Raw genomic sequence first — 18,099 nt, forward strand, 5'->3', positions numbered from 1 at the left:
AATTTATGTTTAACATTAACTTAACTATGAATTATTATCGAAATATAATTTTATTTAAAATTTTAATTAAGTAAATTTGCATTAATAAAACCCACAGTATGAAAAGACTCATCTTAAGTTTATTCCTTCTTTCATTAGTTTTATGCACGACGGAAATCAATGCTCAATGGACATACGGGCAGAATCCTTTTTCGACAAGTGTTCCATATTTATATAAGCAGGGAAGTGCAGTTCAAAACAAAGTCCCTACAACTTTTATGATGGATTCAATGCCGGGTCCAATTCCAACAAATAAATGGTTCCAGAATTTAATTATTAAAGAAGGAACGTTCCCAAGCTTTAATTATAATCCGTCAAGAATGGATGTTGGGGCGGAAAGAATATATCCGTTTCCTTATGTAATAAGATTTGCATATACAACTCCTCCGGCTACAAATCCAAAGCTTTTAGGATGGGGATATACAACTACAAACTTTCAGTTTACTCAATACAGCTGGACTCCTTCCGATACAACAAATCAGATAACGTGGCTTCCCGATGCATTTTATTTTTTCGGAACAATGGATAGTGCAAGTGTAGGGCTCCCGTTTGTTTCAAAGTTCGACGATTTATCTGTAACGGTCAAATGGCGGGGAGCGGGTTCAAACTTTATGCAGGCACCGATAGTAAGAGGAATGCCTTATTTTACAATGCAGTATAATAATCTTCGTCCACTTATTTCAACACCCGGAAGTGCGATGATAAGTGTGAACGGACAAACAATTCCATCAACTCCTCCGGTTACAATCAGTAATGCAACTAAATTTGTAATTGAATTTGCAGGTCAAGGCGCAGGAAATAATCTCATTCTTGTTTTATACGCAACTTCACCCGTAACGATGAATTTTAGTCCCAACTCTGCAAGCTCGCCGAATCCGTTTTCAGGTTATTTAAGAATGGCTTATATAACGACAAAAAATTTAGACCCGACTGCATCTGATTCTACTTCCCGCATTCAATTACTTGACAAATATGCGAACTATGTTCCGCTTGGCGGAAGCGTTTGGGCTCAGGTTGCAGGAGATACAACTGCTTTCAACATGCGATTTAATTTTACAACTAACAGCTCAAGCGACTCTCTTTTGATGATGGCAATTCCGCACCAGCAGGATATTTTATCGAACCAGATGACTCAGACAATGAACTATCAGACATTGCGCGGAACGATGAAAGAAGTTTACGGCAAAACCTGGAATATGTATGAGAATTTAATTCCAAATTATTCATGGAGCTGGACAAGTAATTTGTCAAACGTTCCTAATACAACCGAGAAATGGTACGATTCATTATACTCAGTAGTGAAAGCAGACTTTGATACTACGATAGGGGCAAAATATCAGATACCAAACGGAACAAACCAGCCGACGACAAGTCCGTATGGTTTCGGCAAAAATGTTACGCGGATGGCAAGAGTAATTGTAATAGCTGATGAGCTTGTGGATAGATATAATGCAGTTGATCCGACTAATTTCAGAAAAGATACTCTTTCAAATCTTGCATCGCTTGCCAGAGATACATTATTCAAATTTATTTCTACTTATATAAGCGGAAATAATTTGTTATGGAATCCTCCTCCTCCAAGCTGGTCAGGGGGACAAAACAACAAACTTATCTGGGACCATACTTATGACGGAATAATTTCATATCTCGGATGGCTTGGTGAAGATAATCCCGACCCTAATGTATATAATTTTGATTTTGGAAATGCAAGATATAACGACCACGCATTTCATTATGGTTATATCATTTATGCGGCGGCAGTTGTTGCAAAGAAAAAACCTGAGCTGTTTACTGCAAACGGCAACCAGTATGCAAACAGGATTATAGATTTATGCCGTGACATAGGCAACCCGTCTGCAACTGACCCGTATTTCACGGAGCATCGTCATAAAGACTGGTATGACGGCAATAGCATGATGAACGGTTTGCAGGCAGCAGGCGCAGGAAGAGACCAGGAAAGCGTCAGCGAAGCTGCAAATGCATATTATGGAATGTATATGCTGGGACTTGCGCTTGGAAATGAAAATCTGAAAAACACTGGCAAACTTATGCTTGCGGCTGAAATGAGAGCGTTTAAAAAATATTACAGAGCGCTTCAGCAAACAAATCCAAATTATGGTGCATACACACAGCACCATATAGTTGTCGGGAATTTATGGCATGGGCTTGTAATAAATAATACGTATGGAAAGGTGCCTCGATTTATATACGGCGTTCATATGCTTCCTAAGAATCCGTTTATAAATGTTATGTGGGACGGAACGTTTGCAAATGAAGTATGGAATAAAGTTTACACAAATAATGTTCCATCTACATTGTTTCAGGATTTAACTCTCTTTACCGCTCCGTTCAGCGTTGTAAATACGGGAACTGTTTCCGTGATGACATATAACATGCCCGTTCAGGCAATTGCAAATCCTATTGGCGCATATAATTACTTCCAGCAGTACCGCGGTTTTGCGGGATATTACGATGACGGTACCTGTAAGTCAGATGTTTTTTATTACATTCTCGTAAGAAGATATAATCCGGGAATGGGAATTCAAAATATTTCAAGTAATATCCCTGAACGATATGGTTTATCGCAAAACTACCCAAACCCATTTAACCCTTCAACAAATCTTGAATTTAAAATATCTCATCCCGGATTTGTAAAGCTAAGAGTGTTTGATGCGACCGGAAGAGAAGTCGCAGATTTAGTCAATCAAAATATGCAGCCCGGTGAATATAAAATTGATTTTAATGCTGTGAACTTTGCAAGTGGCGTTTACTACTATCAGCTTAGTGTTAATGACTTTGTAGAAACTAAAAAAATGTTGTTGCTAAAATAACTTTGTTATTTAGCGGAAATCCCGACTTGTCGGGAATGTTAGTAAAAGAGTTTTGAAGTTTCTAACATTTGTAAAGTTTATAATAAGAACCCCGCAACTGCGGGGTTTTTTATTTCGTGTCACAATTTCAAAAAAATTTCTTCGCTCATTTCGGATTTTTTAAATTAATTTAATGGAGTATTTAACTAATTAATGGAGAATCTGAAATGAAATCTGTTTTACAAATAATATTTTTATTGGTCTTTTTTGTAAATCTCGCAAATGCAAGTGACAATCCTCTTTGGATTTCGAGATATAACGGAACATCGAACGGCATTGATGAAATAAGCTCAATGACTGTGGACAATTCCGGCAATGTATATGTAACCGGCAGGTCGCAGGGTGGTTCCAGCAATTATGATTATCTCACCATTAAATATAACACAAACGGAGATACCCTCTGGGCAAAAAGATATAATGGTCCCGGCAACAGCATTGATGAAGCTAATGACATTACACTTGATAATCAGGGCAATGTATATGTAACCGGCAGAAGCGTTGATGTCAGCTTAAATACGGATTATGCTACAATAAAATATAATTCAAACGGTGATGTTGTATGGCTTCAAAGATATAACGGTCCGGGAAATCAGGATGACAATGCATATTCGCTTGCAGTAGATGAATTTTATAATGTTTATGTTACGGGCAGAAGCATAGGTATAACCTCTGGCGCAGATTATGCTACGGTACGCTATAATTCATCGGGAATTCTTCAATGGGTTTCAAGATACAATGGCATCGGGAATTTTACCGACAATGCTTATTCAATATGCTATTACGGTGGCAGTTTATTTGTTACGGGAATGAGCATGAATACTTTTAATTCATCAATAAGCGCGGACTATGTTACAATCAAATATAATTTAGCGGGTGATTCCGTCTGGGTAAAGCGTTATAACGGTCCGGGTAATAATTATGATGAACCGAAAAAAATGCTTCTTGATAATTCGGGAAATGTTTATGTAACAGGCTTAAGCAGAAATACATCAGCTCCTGAAAGCGCTGATTTTCTTACAATAAAATACAGCAATGCGGCAGGTGATTCGCTTTGGGTAAAAAGATACAATGGTCCGGGAAATAATCTTGACGAAGCTAACTCTCTTGCAATTGATATTTTGGGAAATGTTTATGTGGTTGGAGTGAGTGTTGCCTCGCTTACAGGGTACGATTTTACAACAGTGAAGTATGATATTTCAGGGGCAGAACAATGGGTAGCAAGATATAATTTTGCTCCGCCTAACGGTTATGATGAAGCCACGGATGTTGCGCTTGATAATGTTGGGAATGTCTATGTAACCGGTTTCAGTGCGGTTATTACCGGAACGGGTGACTTTGTAACAATCAAATATAATCCCTCGGGTACACAGCAATGGTCGCATAGATATAATGGTCCGGGTAATAACAGTGATGCTGCATGGCGCATTGCAAGAGACAGCGCAGGCTTCATTTATGTTGCAGGCAACAGCAATAATGCAGGACTGAATGTTGATTACACAACAATTAAATATGATAAAACTACCGGAATTAAAAATATTTCATCCATAATTCCTGAGCGTTATTCACTATCTCAGAATTATCCTAATCCGTTTAACCCTGTTACAAATCTTGAATTTTTGATTGCAAATTCGGGTTTTGCATCGCTCAAAATATTTGATATAAAAGGAAATGAAGTTGCTCATTTGGTTAATCAAAATTTAACTGCAGGAAAATATAAAATTACCTTTGACGGTTCAAACTTATCAAGCGGAATTTATTATTATCAGTTGAATGTAAATGATTTTTCTGAAACTAAAAAAATGATTTTAATTAAATAAAATTTTAAGAATGAAAAAATTATTAATAATTATTTTCGTTTTAAGTTATGCTACATTAAATGCTCAGACATTTGAATGGGGCAAAGTGTTTACAGGGAAAGTTGTTGAAACGGCTTATTCAATTACAAGTGATAATAACGGGAATGTATACTTTACAGGGGGATTTACGAGCGGAAAGCTAAATTTTGAGAATGTATCACTCACAAATGCCGGCATGGAATACGCTTCGGAAGATGTATTTGTTGCAAAGATGAATTCAACGGGAAATATTGAATGGGCGATATCAGGAGGCGGAGCAGATAAAGAACAAGGAAAGAAAATCGGTGTGGATAAAAACGGAAATGTTTATGTAACCGGGGAGTATAAAGGCGATATTGTATTCGGGGATAAGAAAATTTCGTCAGCGTCAAAAGGATCTCCTGATATTTTTTTATTGAAGCTTGATAAGGACGGAAAAATTTTATGGCTGAAAAGTTATGGAGGGAAGCAGAGTGACGAGGTAGGTGATATGTCGGTTGACCCTGACGGGAATATTTATTTAACGGGACATTTCGGAAAGGTTGCAACGTTCGGAGGTTATGAATACAAAGCGTTCAGTGAAATTAACGGGGATGCTTTTATTGTAAAGCTTGATGAGGGAGGTGAAGTAAAATGGCTTAAACAAATCGGCGGTAAAGGACGGGGAGGTCAGAACAGTCTGCAATTCGGAAATACGATCTCTGTCTCAAAATCAAAATATATTTATGCCGGAGGATGGTTTTTAGGACATGTAAGATTTACCGATACGGTTATAACAAGTTATGATTTTGATAATAATAATAGAAGGAAGAGCATATACATAGTTAAATATGACAGTGAGGGAAATCGTTACTGGATAAAAGAACACGCCAACAAAAATGTGAACAACAGTTCGGACGGTAAAATTACTGCTATGGATACGGATTATTCGGGCAACATAATTGCAGGCGGATATTTCCCAGGAGCAATTCTTAACGGCACCAATGTTATAAATTCTTTTGAAGTGCCTAATTCATATAATGAAGATATTTGGATAACAAAATATGATTCACTTGGAAATAATCTTTGGTTTAATACATTTGGAAATAAAGGAGCGGATAGATTGACTTCGATAAAAGTTGCACAAAATGATAATGTGTTTCTTACGGGAAATACATCGGGAATATATGATTTTGGTGCAGTAAAAATTAACACAGGTTTTAACAATTTCTTCTTTGTAAAAATGAATTCAGGAGGTATTCCTCTTTCAGGAGTTTATGCAACAGGCATGGGAAGCGACGGAGTAGGGATAGCACTTCAGCAACCGGGAAAGGCGGTTCTGCTTGGGAATTATCTTGGAAATATTTTTAAGTTTGAATCCGTCAATGTAACGGGACAGGGAGCGGCGCAGAGCATTTTTCTTTTAGGTTTCGACGTGAATTAAAAAGCAGAAACTTTTTCATACAGCCATTTTTTGTTGAAAACATCATTGAAAGAATCGAGAGATTTTCTGAGCTTGTGAAATTTGAATTTATCGTTTTTCATTTTTGCTGAAACAAGTGTTTTTGCAAGTTCAAGAAATTTTTTAATTTTTTCGCGCGACCGTTCGGATAAGACCCGGTCGTTTTTTAAAAAATGCCTGTAAGTATCTATTAAGGATAATGCCTGTTCGAAATATCCGAGTTCATAAAACAATTTCAGCTGTAAATTTTTTAAATCGATTTTGAAATAAAACATTTCGTAATCAATTTTGGAAAGCAGTTCAAGTGACTTCTCAAATTCTTTTTTTTCGAAAGCCACAACGGCTTTGCTTAAGTTATGCATACTTTCTTTTGCACCGGCAGGAAGCTTAGATGAATATTTTTTTAAAAAGCTTTCGAGCCACTTTATTTCCCCTAAATAAGCAGATAAAATTAAAATGTTTCTAAAAATTTTAAGAACGAATGAGCCGTCTTTTGTAAATGAATAAAGTTTTTTATTAAGCATTTCCTTATACGCTGAAAATAATTCATCAAGATAATTCAAATTTCCCGACTCTACTTTCAGCATGCACACTCCTTCAAGCATCGTATAAAAATTCAGTCTTTCGATTTGGGAAAACTTACCTGCAGTTTTACTAATAAGCTCGCGGAATTTTTTATAATAAATCTCATTTTTTGGATGTTTGAAAGCCATAACCTCATAAAAATGAATCGCAATTATTGGGTAATATTTATGTTTAATTTCTTCAAGGTACAGAATAAATTTTTCTATTGCATTCAGGTCCACTAACTTGGTAAAAAGCGCATTTGAATAATCAATCTTAAAATTTTTTTCATTTACATAAAGCGTTCGCAGGTTAAGTAATGTCAAAATAAGGTCATTAAGCTTTGAATTATTAATTCTTTCTATTGCAAGTTCAGGAAGAAGATGGTCATCATGATTCATCATGTGATTGCTCATTTTATCCTGCGTATAGTGATACTTCATCAGAAAAAAAGTGTCTATGCCGTCTGAAAAAGTTTCATATTCTTTATCGATTTTTGCAACCTTTTTTTCAAACAGTGAATTTAATCTTCTGTTTAATAATTCAGTCGTAAAAAATTTATTGTAATAATGGGTATTATTTTCAAATGCTTTATATAATACAAACTTTTCCGAAAGTTCATTTAAAAAGGAAGACAAACGTCTTATAACGGAATCTTTGAACTTCTTGCGTGGATACAAAAACTTAAAGGCATTTTCATTTTTGATTTTTTCTTTTGGGAAATCAGGATGGTACCGGAGGAGAAAGTCGTAATATTTTATAACTGCTGTGCGGTTATTAAAGTACGGGGAAGCAATGAATTTTTTAAATTCTTTGGTTTCCCCGGTTGTGAAAGTTTTTAAAATTTTTATCAGGTCGTTATCCGACATTACGATAAACTTATTTCAGCAAAATCATTTTTTTCGTCTGGGAAAAATCGGTTGTAATGAGCTTATAAAAATAAACTCCGCTTGAAAGATTCTCTGCATTCAAAGTAACATTATAGCTTCCTTGATTTAAGTTTTGATTAACTAAATCAGCAATTATTCTTCCGGACATATCAAAGACTTTCAGCGAAACAAATCCTGTTTTAGGGATTTCAAATTTTATTTCTGTCGAAGGATTGAATGGGTTAGGATAATTTTGATGAAGTTTATAATCGGAAACAAATGACGGTTCGTTTTTAATATTTACTAATGTCGGAGTATTATATACTCCCGTATGCTGAATATTGTATTGAAAAACAGGAAGAATGATTTTCGATGTATTGTAAGCTTTGGTTGTATTCCATAAGTAAACATATGTGGTTCCATTTGGACCTCCCACTGTTCCTGCCCCAATAATATCCAGAAGTCCGTCACGGTTAATGTCGGTTGCACAGGGCACATTAAAAAATGTTGTACCTGTTAATGTAATAGGCCATCCTGTCACGGGTGTGCCGTCATGATTATATGCGAGATATTGTCCTGTATTACCATCGATTGTATTATCATCAACAATGATTTCTATATTGTTGTCACCATCAATGTCAGCCAGGATTGGCTGAGTATTAATTGCATTAAGGTTGCTCACAGGAAATCCTGCAAGAGAATTTCCGTTTGCATCCCAGCAATATAATTTATCAATCGGTGTTCCGCTTAATACCTGGTCACCGACAGCGATATCAAGAATGTTGTCGCCGTTTATTAAGCCGACAGCAGGAGGAGTGTAAACCCAGTTATCGGTGAATTTTGGCCAGCCGGTTTGAACTGTTCCATCTTTTTTAAGTATATGAACACATCCCGGACCGGATTGCGATTGTGAGCCGAAAATAATTTCTCTAAAATTATCTCCGTTAACATCAGCAAGCACAGGAGATGAATACGAATTTTTATAATCTCCCGGAAGTATAAAAGGAAACCCTGCAATTATATTTCCGTCTCTATCCCATGCGTATAATGAAGTGTAGGACTCAGAAATAATTTCCGGAATGCCGTCACCGGTAATGTCACCGACAGCAGAGCTTGATGCCGGAACATGATTTATTGGTTTTGGCCAGCCCGTATAGATAGTAGCATCTCCTCTATATACATAGACTTCACCGGCACCTGAAAGACGTTTGTTGACAATAATTTCCATCTTGCCATCATTATTTAAATCAGCAAGTACCGGTGTGCGTGATGAGTAACCATGATTGATAGGGAAACCTGTAACAGCAGTTCCGTTTGTTTTATATGCATGAATAAAACCTGAGCTTGCGCCAAGAGTAGTTACGCAAACGATTTCATTTTGTCCATCTCCGTCAATATCACCGTATGCCGGCGCACCCTGAAGAGGTTGAGAAACTGTTTTGGGCCAGCCCGGAACATTTGAGGCATCTTTATTAAATGCCTGAATTGTAAAACCAACATTCTGGACTATTTCTAGATCGCTGTCAGAATCCATATTGCAAAAAATTGCGCCTTCAAAAGAACTGCTTGTTATAATTTTTGGAAAACCGGGAAACACAGGTAAAGTATCTCTTATTGTAATAACATCAAATGGCGCTCCAATGGAATTGTTTGGGTTTGATACTCCCATTACATCAGGAATATTTACGTATTGCGAATACGAAGTTGAGCATAGGGAAATAAAAATTAGGAACAGAAATTTCTTCATGTGTAAAAATGATTGTATTAATTTAAAAATGATTCAGAATAATAATACACCATTTTTAAACTGCATTCAAGCACTTCTGAATTCCATTTATATCAACATACTATTTCTTAGAAGATTTTTTACGGGTAGATTTTCTACCTGACGATTTTTTTGGTGTATTTTTGGAAGAAGATTTTTTTGATGTTGATTTCTTTTTCGGCACTTTTGCGCCCTTTTCTCTTGCTTCAGAAAGCCCGATTGCAATTGCCTGTTTGCGGCTCTTGACAGTTTTGCCTGAACGTCCGCTTTTGAGTGTTCCTTTTTTTTCTCGACGAACTGCGCTTTCAACATATTTGCTTGCAGCTTTTCCGTATTTTCGTTTTGAATTTTTTTTTTGTCGGCATAATTTTGAATTTAATTTTTTATTCAACAATTATAACAAGTAAATAAGTTAAAAAAGTTCAGAAATGGATTTTTGAAAAAGGAAATTATTAGAAGTTATATTGGAAACTTAATCCGTTTGACGAAGTAGTGAATGAAGCAGAGCGAATAACTTTGCTTGAGGACTTTGAAATGAAATGATTTAATAAATCGGCAGCAATTATTCCTCCAAACAAAACTGCAGTGTTAACGCTTTTTTCCTGTGAGTCCTGTTTGCTTTCTCCGAATAAATTATTTTTTGCTTTAAAAATTTCTTTTCGAAGTGAATATATCAATGCAGCGCTTCCGCTTCCGACTAACATTCCCGTTAAAACGTCCGATGGAAAATGAACTCCAAGGTACATTCTGCTAAAGGCAATTGTGGAAGCATAAGTAAACACCCCGACTATCAATAACGGATTATCCGGATACCTTAAAGTGAGAGATGTTGCCATTGAAAATGCCATAGCTGTATGTCCCGAAGGAAAAGAATTCGGATCGCCTAATGTTGATGGAATATCAGAATAAACATCATTAAGGTATTCGTAAGGTCTTTTTCTCTGAAGTGCAAGCTTTAATCCCGTAGTTAAACCAAATGCGGATGCTTCTGATAATCCAAGCAGCACTGCGGAATTTTCATCGTAATTACTGTTGCTTGAGCGTGAAAGAAAAAACATTAAAGGTGGAGTGACAATTGCTGTTGGTAAAACTGACCTGTCAACTATAGGTACGGTATTGTCGAGGAAAGCACTTCTGTTATTATTTATTTCGCGAAAAATAGAAATATCAATTTTCTCAATGAAAGAGTATTCATCGGCTTTCTTATTTCCACTTGAGTTTTCGCTTTGTTGGGCATAAAGTGAGGAAAACGAAAAAAGAAATATTAATAAAAATTTCTTCAAAATAACTTAACTTTAAAAATAAAACAAATTTACAGAGCTTTTAGTGCCGTTTCAATGTCTTCTATAAGGTCTTCTTTATCTTCAATTCCGACCGATAAACGCACTAAACCATCGGTTAAGCCGATTTTTTTGCGTATTTCAACCGGCACACTGCCGTGAGTCATTGAGACCGGATGACAAACGAGGGATTCGACACCGCCGAGCGATTCAGCAATCTGAAAAATTTTGAGGGCATTACAGAATCTTTTAGCAGTTTCTATATCGCCAAGCTCGATGGAAATTATACCACCAAAACCGCGCATTTGTTCTGTCGCAAGTTTATATTGAGGGTGGGTCTTTAAGCCGGGGTAATAAATCTTTTCTATTTTTTTATTTTTACTTAAAGATTCAACGATCGCCATTGCGTTTTCATTATGTGCACGCATTCTGTGTGATAAAGTTTTAGTAGCACGAAGAATAAGAAAGCAATCCATTGGAGCAGGAACAGAACCGATTGAATTTTGCAGAAACTTAAATTTTGCAGCAATGTCATCGTCATTTGTAACGAGACATCCGCTGATTACATCGCTATGACCGTTAATATATTTTGTTGTGCTGTGAAGAACTACGTCAATGCCGAAGTCAATCGGGTTTTGAAAATAAGGACTCATAAATGTATTATCAACACAGGTAATAATATTTTTTTCTTTTGCAATTTTACTGACAGATGTAAGGTCAGTAATTTTCAGCATCGGGTTAGTCGGCGTCTCTATATATATAAGCTTTGTGTTTGGCTTGATTGCATTTTTAATGTCGTCCAAGCTTGAGGTATCAACATAAGAAAATTCCAAACCGAAATCTTTTATGATTTGTTCGTAAAGTCTTATTGTTCCGCCGTAAACATTATCAGAGCAAATTACGTGGTCGCCCGGTTTAAACATCATTATAACGGTTTGCACCGCAGCCATACCGGATGAAAAGCAAAATCCATGTTTTCCGTTTTCAAGTGCAGCAAGGTTTTGTTCAAGCGCAGCTCTTGTTGGATTAATTGTTCTTCCGTAATCATATCCTTTTGTCTCACCCAGCTTATCGTTTGCATAAGTCGAAGTCTGGTAAATAGGAACCATGACGGCACCTGTTTCTTTGTCAGGATGCTGCCCTGCGTGTATTTGTTTTGTGCTGAATCTCATTTAAAATATCTCCTCGCAAAGACGCAAAGAATTATAATTACAAATTATTAGCAATTCTTGTGATGCCGTCTTTTAGCAATGCTTCATTAAAATTTATTAAAAGTCCTAATTTAAGATTTGTTAATTTCAAATATGTTAGTAATTGCTTTTTGTGAACACTCCTAATTTCTTCAACTGATTTTAATTCTAATATTAATTTGTTCTCTAAAATAAGGTCTGCTCTGAATCCGATTCCAAAATTTATATTCTGATAAATCGTTGATACTTCTTTTTGTCTTTCATAATTTAAGCCAGTGCGAGTTAATTCATAACATAGAATTTCTTCGTAAATTGATTCCAATAAGCCAGGACCTAATTCAGAATGAATTTTAAAACAACAATCCAATGTTATTTTTGACAATTCATTTTCGCTCATTGTTTTTATGCTTTGCGTCTTTGCGAGAAATTAAACAAAGTCTATTACATCATATTTAGTTATCACTCCGGCGAGTTTGCCGTATTCACTTACAAGCACTGCAGGTTTTTCTTTTAATGCCTCGATTGCTTTTGTGATGTTATCATTTGTGTTAAGCATAGGAAGCTTATCTTCCATCACTTCACTGATTTTTTTACTTGCAGTATTTCTGTCTTCGACAAGCTTGTTGAGAATATTAGTTTCATTTATTGAACCGACACATTTTTCTCCTTCAAGAACCGGTAATGTCGAGAGATTGTATTGATTCATTAAATAAAGAATGTCCGAAACCGTTTCATCAGGTGAAGCAACAACCAGCTGAGGTGTATCTTCAAGCTTGCGTGTGCGAAGAACCGTTCCAACTGATGTATATCGCGGATCGAGCATCCTTTTTTCACGCATCCATTCATCTGAATGATACTTCGATAAATATCTTTCCCCTGTGTCGCAGACGATGAACACCATAATATCATTTTCCGAAAGTTTCTTTGCGTAATTTAATGCTGCAAATGCAATCGTTCCGGATGATGCACCGCAGAAAATTCCTTCTTCTTTTGCCATACGGCGTGCCATGTTTATTGAATCTATATCACTCACATTAATTACTTCATCTATATATTGAAGCCAGACATTTGCAGGAAGAACATCCTGACCTATACCTTCGACAAGATAGGGAACTGCTTCGGGAGTTTTTCCTGTCTCTTTTAAAGTTTTGAAAATCGAACCGTAGGGATCAGCTCCGATAATTTTTATATTTGGATTTTTTTCTTTTAAAAATTTTGAAGTGCCGCTGATTGTTCCGCCTGTTCCGATGCCTGAAACGAAATGAGTAATTTTTCCGTCAGTATCTCTCCAGATTTCAGGTCCGGTTGTCCGGTAGTGGCTTCCTGGATTTTCGGGATTAGCGTATTGATAAATGAAAATCGAGTTTGGAGTTTCTTCGTGAATTCTTCGTGCTGTGTTCACATAATGTTCGGGTGAATCTGCTTTTGCCGAAAGCGGTTTTACGATAACTTCAGCTCCAAGCGCGCGAAGATAATTTCTTTTTTCTGGAGCAGCTTTATCGGTCATCACGAAAACTGTTTTATAACCTTTTATTGCGGCAACAAGCGCAACACCTATGCCTGTATTGCCGCTTGTTCCTTCGACAATTGTCCCGCCGGGCTTTAGCTGTCCTTCACGTTCGGCAGCTTCAATCATTGCAAGACCTATTCTGTCTTTTACGCTTCCGCCCGGATTCAAGGATTCTATTTTTGCGAATACCTGCGCTTTAACTCCTTTTGCAAGATGGTTGATTTTTACAAGCGGCGTATTGCCGACAAGCTCAAGAATGTTATTATAATATTTCATTTAATCTTTTCCCGACAGACAAGAACGCCTGCCGTACTAATTTTTTAAAATTATTAATTATTCGTTACTAATTGGTTTCATTAAAGGAAAGAAAATTACATCTCTAATTGTATGCGAATCTGTCAAAAGCATAACAAGACGGTCAACACCCATCCCGACACCGGTAGTCGGAGGCATACCGACTTCAATGGCTTTAAGAAAATCTTCATCGAGAGGATGAGTTTCTTCCTCACCTCCTCGACCGCGCTCGACCTGCTCTTCAAGAAGCTTTCGTTGAAGCACAGGGTCGTTAAGCTCTGTGTAGGAATTTCCAAGTTCCCATTTGAATATATAAGGCTCAAATCTTTCGACAAAAATAATCTGTTCAGGATCATTTTTCATTTCTTCGAGTTGCTGCATCGAATATTCGCGAAGCGGTTTACATAATGGAGTTGTATCCATAGGGAAGTCATAAACAAAAGTCGGTTGAACCAAATCTTCTTCGCAAGTTTCTTCGAATAAGTTTGCAATAACAAGTCCCTTGCTGTGCATAATTTTCGGGTCACAGTTGATATTGTTCTTATTCATGTAATCGATGATTTCGGATTTTTTCATATTCAAAATATCGAGTCCTGTTTTTTCTTTAATGGCATCGACCATTCTTACTCTCTTCCACGGACGGGCAAAATTCAATTCAACTCCCTGATAAGATACCTTTGTAGTTTCATTAACTGCGAGACAAGCTTTTTCGACAACTTCTTCGAATAAATTCATACTGTCATTGTAATCACCGTATGCCTGGTACCATTCAACCTGTGTGAACTCAGGATTATGAGTTCTGTCAATGCCTTCATTTCTGAAATCACGGACAAATTCATAGATGCGGTTGAACCCGCCAACGATAAGCCGTTTCAGATAAAGCTCGTTTGAAATTCTTAAATAAAGAGGAATATCGAGTGCGTTATGATGCGTAATGAACGGCTTTGCGTTCGCTCCTCCATAAACTGACTGTAATGTCGGTGTTTCAACTTCAAAGAAATTATATTCTTCAAGAGTTCTTTTTATAGACTGAATAATCTTTGTTCTTTTTATGAATGTTTCTTTAACGTGTTCGTTGACAATCAAATCAATATAACGCTGTCTGTAGCGAAGTTCAACGTCTGCAAAAGCATCGTGAATAATTTTCTCACCTGTTTCGGAAACTTCTTCTTTAACAACAGGAAGCGGCTGTAAAGATTTTGTAAGAAGCTCAAAGTTTGTCGCGTGAATTGAAACTTCTCCTGTTTTTGTTCTGAAAACATATCCTGTTACGCCGATAATATCGCCGATATCGAGAAGCTTTAATAAATTATATTTGTCATCACCGATTTCATCTTTCTTAATGTAAATCTGGATTTTGCCTTTGTCGTCTTTTATGTGGCAAAAAGTTGCTTTGCCCATTTTGCGCACAGCCATAATTCTGCCTGCAATAGAAACGACGTTTTCTTTTTGCTTTTCCTTTTCCTCATCGTTTGCAGCATCAACGTATGCCTCGATAATATCTTTTGAGTTTGCTGTAACGTCGAACCTATGGGGATAAGGATTTATACCCAGCTTTTTTATTTCTTCAAGCTCTTCTAAGCGTCTTTTTACAAGGTCATTAACTTCTATCATTTTTTGTTTTTAGCTTTTGTTTTACTCTTTGTGTTATCGGTGTTAATGTTGTTTTCTAATTTTTGTATATCTGCAGGAGAAAGTTTTTTCGATTCACCCGGTTTCAAATCACCGAGTTTTAATCCGCCGTATTCGCTTCTGTGAAGCTTGTTCACGAAGTATCCGAACCTCTCAAACATTTTCCGCACCTGTCTGTTTCGTCCTTCGCGGATTGAAATTGTAACATATCTATGGTCGCGCGGATTTGTCAGCTTTACAATTGCAGGTTCGGTTTTTTTTCTGTCGATTAAAATTCCTTTTTCAAGAAGGGCTTTTATCTTCTCATCAAGAGGTTTTGACAACTTAACTTCGTATGTCTTATAAACTTTATAGCGCGGGTGCATCAGCTCATTCGCAAATTCACCATCGTTAGTTAAAAGAAGAAGTCCCGTCGAGTCATAATCAAGACGTCCGATGGGATAAATCTTATCTTTAAGCTTTATTAAATCAACAACTGTCGTTCTGTGTTTGTCATCAGTAACTGCTGAGATAACCCGCGTGGGTTTGTTCAGCATTATGTAAATCTTTTTATCGGAGACTTTTATAAGCTCGCCGTCAACCCTGATTTTATCTTTTGCAGGATTAATTATGAATCCCGGTTCCGATATTGTAATGTTGTTAAGTGTTACGCGTCCCTGCAAAATGTATTCATCAGCATCACGGCGTGAAATGTTATAGTTATTGGCTATAAACTTATTAATTCGTGTCGTTCCGTTCTTTTCTGTCATTGTCGCTTTCGTTGTCTTTTTCTTCCGGCAAATCTTCTTCTATGTAGTTAATTGCATTAATTTCGTATTCGGAATTTTGAACTTCAATTTCATTAATTTCATTGTTGTTTATTTCAGTACTAGGTATCTCTGTAATCTCTCCCTCTTTTAACTCATTAGCGGTAAATTCAATCTTTTCCGAGAAGCCAAGATTTGAAGTCATTGAGTTAAATAAATCAATGTCGGCTTCAGTTATGCCTTCTACTTTTTCGTATTTTAAAATATCGTTAATCTCTTTTAATTTCGGTAAATCTTCGATTGCATTGATGCCGAGAACTTTCAGAAAGTTTTTTGTCGTCGAATATAAAATTGGTCGCCCGGGTGAGTTTGCGCGTCCTGAAATCGTAATTAAATCTCTTTCTAAAAGCGAATTTACGATGTAATCAACGTTCACACCCCGTATAAATTCCATATCAGCTCGTGTTATCGGCTGTTTGTATGCAATGATTGCTAGCGTTTCGATTGCAGACGGTGAAAGTTTCTTCTTCTGACGTTCACTGAAAAGTTTGCCGATGTATAATGCAAATTGTTTCTTTGTTGAATACTGATATCCGCCTGCGACCTGAATTATCTCAAAAGAACATCCCGCATCAATGTATGTTTTATTAAGGTCGGCAATATTTGCTTCAATTTCTTTGACGCTTAATTTAATATTAAAGCCGTCAAGAATTTCTTTTATCTGCTTTGAAGAAATTTCTTCCTCTGAAGCAAAGATGAGCGATTCGATTGTATTTCTATAATCTAAATTCATACGATTGCAGGCAGTAAGGATTTTTTTCTCACAACAAATCTGGAATAATCATTCGGGTCAACGATAAGCTCGACATATTTATCAAGCGCAAGCTGAAGCACACTCAGAAATGTGCAGATTACTTCAAGCTTCTCCTTCATCTGGCTTATCAATACGCTAAACTCTATTTCGTTTTTTTTATCGAGCGTCATTAAAAGAAATTCTTTTTGTGTGTCCGTTGTAATGTCGAGAATTTCAATCGGGTGAACTATCTCGGGTCTGAACCCTATAACTGCACTTCGATAACCTTTTATTAAATTCAGAATTGTTAAATTTTTCAAGCTCTTATCAAGCATAATGTCGGAATCATATTCACGCGGGTCACTTTCATTATATCCTCTTGTAAACATTAATTTTGCGTCCTGTTCAAGTATTGCAAGCTCATCCGCCGCATCTTTGAAGCGCTTATATTCAAGTAGCTTTCTCACAAGCACATAACGCGGGTCTTCTTCATAACCGTCTTCGACAGCAACTTCCTGTGGAAGTAACATTCGAGCTTTTATCTTCATCAGTTCCGCAGCCATCAAAAGAAACTCGCCTGCAAGCTCTATGTCAAGATCTTGCAGATATTCAATATAGCCGATATAATCCTTTGTGATTTTTGAAATCGGAATGTCGTGGATGTTCAGCTCTTCTTCTTTTACAAAGTGAAGAAGAATATCGAGCGGACCTTCAAACTCAGGCAGTCTGGCATAGTAGTCCCTGCTTTTAGGAACGTATGAACTTAAAGTAAGAATATTTGCCTGCTCGTTTTGAGGGGTGTCTTCCATAAAGTAATAAAATACTTATATTTATGGATTTAATAAATGAAAAACTGAGTAAATATTATGAAATAAAATTGTGAATCTTTTGTAAAACTAATGCAAGATTGGAGCTTTTTATTGATGATAGTTTTCTATCTATCATAGAAATTTCTAATGTGAAAATTTTATGACATCGGATTTCACTTTCATACAATAAAGGATTTGTTAGAATGCTATTTTCTAATTTATAAGAAAATTTATCATTATGTAAATTTGATGTAATCTGAGTGCAAATTATATCCTTAGTCTTATTTACTTCTGAGTTAGAAATAATCAGTGCAGGTCTTAATTTAAAATTTGATAAATTTGAGAAAGGGAATTTGACAAGAATAATATCACCTTGGTTGAAATCTGTCATTTCAAATCATCCCAACGGGAATCATTAACTGTATTCCAATCTTCAGATAAAATTTGTTCGGATAAAAGATA

14 protein-coding genes are annotated in these 18,099 nt (G+C 36.4%); 3 read left to right on the forward strand and 11 right to left on the reverse strand.

Annotation, left to right across the window (positions count from 1 at the left end):
- The first annotated feature begins 98 nt into the window (after window positions 1-98).
- From VHP32_01030 to VHP32_01040, 3 genes are all read left to right on the forward strand, one after another.
- Entirely contained in the window at window positions 99-2,870 is a 2,772-nt protein-coding gene (locus tag VHP32_01030; protein ID HEX2786458.1) for a glycosyl hydrolase, read from the forward strand.
- 206 nt (window positions 2,871-3,076) lie between these two features.
- Entirely contained in the window at window positions 3,077-4,726 is a 1,650-nt protein-coding gene (locus tag VHP32_01035; GenBank protein HEX2786459.1) for an SBBP repeat-containing protein, read from the forward strand.
- Window positions 4,727-4,736: 10 nt separating this feature from the next.
- Window positions 4,737-6,167 (forward strand): SBBP repeat-containing protein, encoded by a 1,431-nt coding sequence (locus tag VHP32_01040; GenBank protein ID HEX2786460.1) that lies wholly within the window; start codon window positions 4,737-4,739, stop codon window positions 6,165-6,167.
- Here the strand turns inward: VHP32_01040 and VHP32_01045 are convergent.
- From VHP32_01045 to VHP32_01095, 11 genes are all read right to left on the reverse strand, one after another.
- The gene (locus tag VHP32_01045; protein ID HEX2786461.1) at window positions 6,164-7,618 is read right to left on the reverse strand and encodes a hypothetical protein; all 1,455 of its coding nucleotides are present in this window, start codon (window positions 7,616-7,618) and stop codon (window positions 6,164-6,166) included. The genes VHP32_01040 and VHP32_01045 overlap by 4 nt on opposite strands.
- Before the next feature lie 10 nt (window positions 7,619-7,628).
- The gene (locus VHP32_01050) at window positions 7,629-9,365 is read right to left on the reverse strand and encodes a T9SS type A sorting domain-containing protein (GenBank protein ID HEX2786462.1); all 1,737 of its coding nucleotides are present in this window, start codon (window positions 9,363-9,365) and stop codon (window positions 7,629-7,631) included.
- A 100-nt stretch (window positions 9,366-9,465) separates the two neighbouring features.
- Entirely contained in the window at window positions 9,466-9,774 is a 309-nt protein-coding gene (locus VHP32_01055) for a DUF6496 domain-containing protein (protein HEX2786463.1), read from the reverse strand.
- 61 nt (window positions 9,775-9,835) lie between these two features.
- A complete protein-coding gene (locus tag VHP32_01060; protein HEX2786464.1) occupies window positions 9,836-10,666 on the reverse strand; it encodes a phosphatase PAP2 family protein in 831 nt (276 codons plus the stop codon).
- Between the two features lie 29 nt (window positions 10,667-10,695).
- Window positions 10,696-11,835 carry a PLP-dependent aspartate aminotransferase family protein gene (locus VHP32_01065; protein ID HEX2786465.1) on the reverse strand — a complete coding sequence of 380 codons (1,140 nt, stop codon included), beginning with the start codon at window positions 11,833-11,835 and terminating at the stop codon, window positions 10,696-10,698.
- Between the two features lie 37 nt (window positions 11,836-11,872).
- Window positions 11,873-12,250 carry a GxxExxY protein gene (locus VHP32_01070; GenBank protein ID HEX2786466.1) on the reverse strand — a complete coding sequence of 126 codons (378 nt, stop codon included), beginning with the start codon at window positions 12,248-12,250 and terminating at the stop codon, window positions 11,873-11,875.
- Window positions 12,251-12,280: 30 nt separating this feature from the next.
- Entirely contained in the window at window positions 12,281-13,639 is a 1,359-nt protein-coding gene (locus VHP32_01075) for a cysteine synthase (protein HEX2786467.1), read from the reverse strand.
- A gap of 57 nt (window positions 13,640-13,696) precedes the next feature.
- Entirely contained in the window at window positions 13,697-15,271 is a 1,575-nt protein-coding gene (gene lysS / locus VHP32_01080) for a lysine--tRNA ligase (protein ID HEX2786468.1), read from the reverse strand.
- Window positions 15,268-16,038, reverse strand: a complete 771-nt coding sequence (locus VHP32_01085) for a pseudouridine synthase (GenBank protein HEX2786469.1) — start codon at window positions 16,036-16,038, stop codon at window positions 15,268-15,270. Before VHP32_01085 ends, lysS begins: the two co-directional genes overlap by 4 nt.
- A complete protein-coding gene (gene scpB, locus VHP32_01090) occupies window positions 16,007-16,828 on the reverse strand; it encodes an SMC-Scp complex subunit ScpB (GenBank protein ID HEX2786470.1) in 822 nt (273 codons plus the stop codon). Before scpB ends, VHP32_01085 begins: the two co-directional genes overlap by 32 nt.
- Window positions 16,825-17,637 carry a segregation/condensation protein A gene (locus VHP32_01095; GenBank protein HEX2786471.1) on the reverse strand — a complete coding sequence of 271 codons (813 nt, stop codon included), beginning with the start codon at window positions 17,635-17,637 and terminating at the stop codon, window positions 16,825-16,827. The genes scpB and VHP32_01095 overlap by 4 nt, the downstream gene beginning before the upstream one ends.
- Window positions 17,638-18,099: the final 462 nt, after the last annotated feature.

The sequence above is a fragment of the Ignavibacteria bacterium genome (assembly GCA_036262055.1).
Classification (GTDB): domain Bacteria; phylum Bacteroidota; class Ignavibacteria; order Tepidaquicellales; family Tepidaquicellaceae; genus DATAJP01.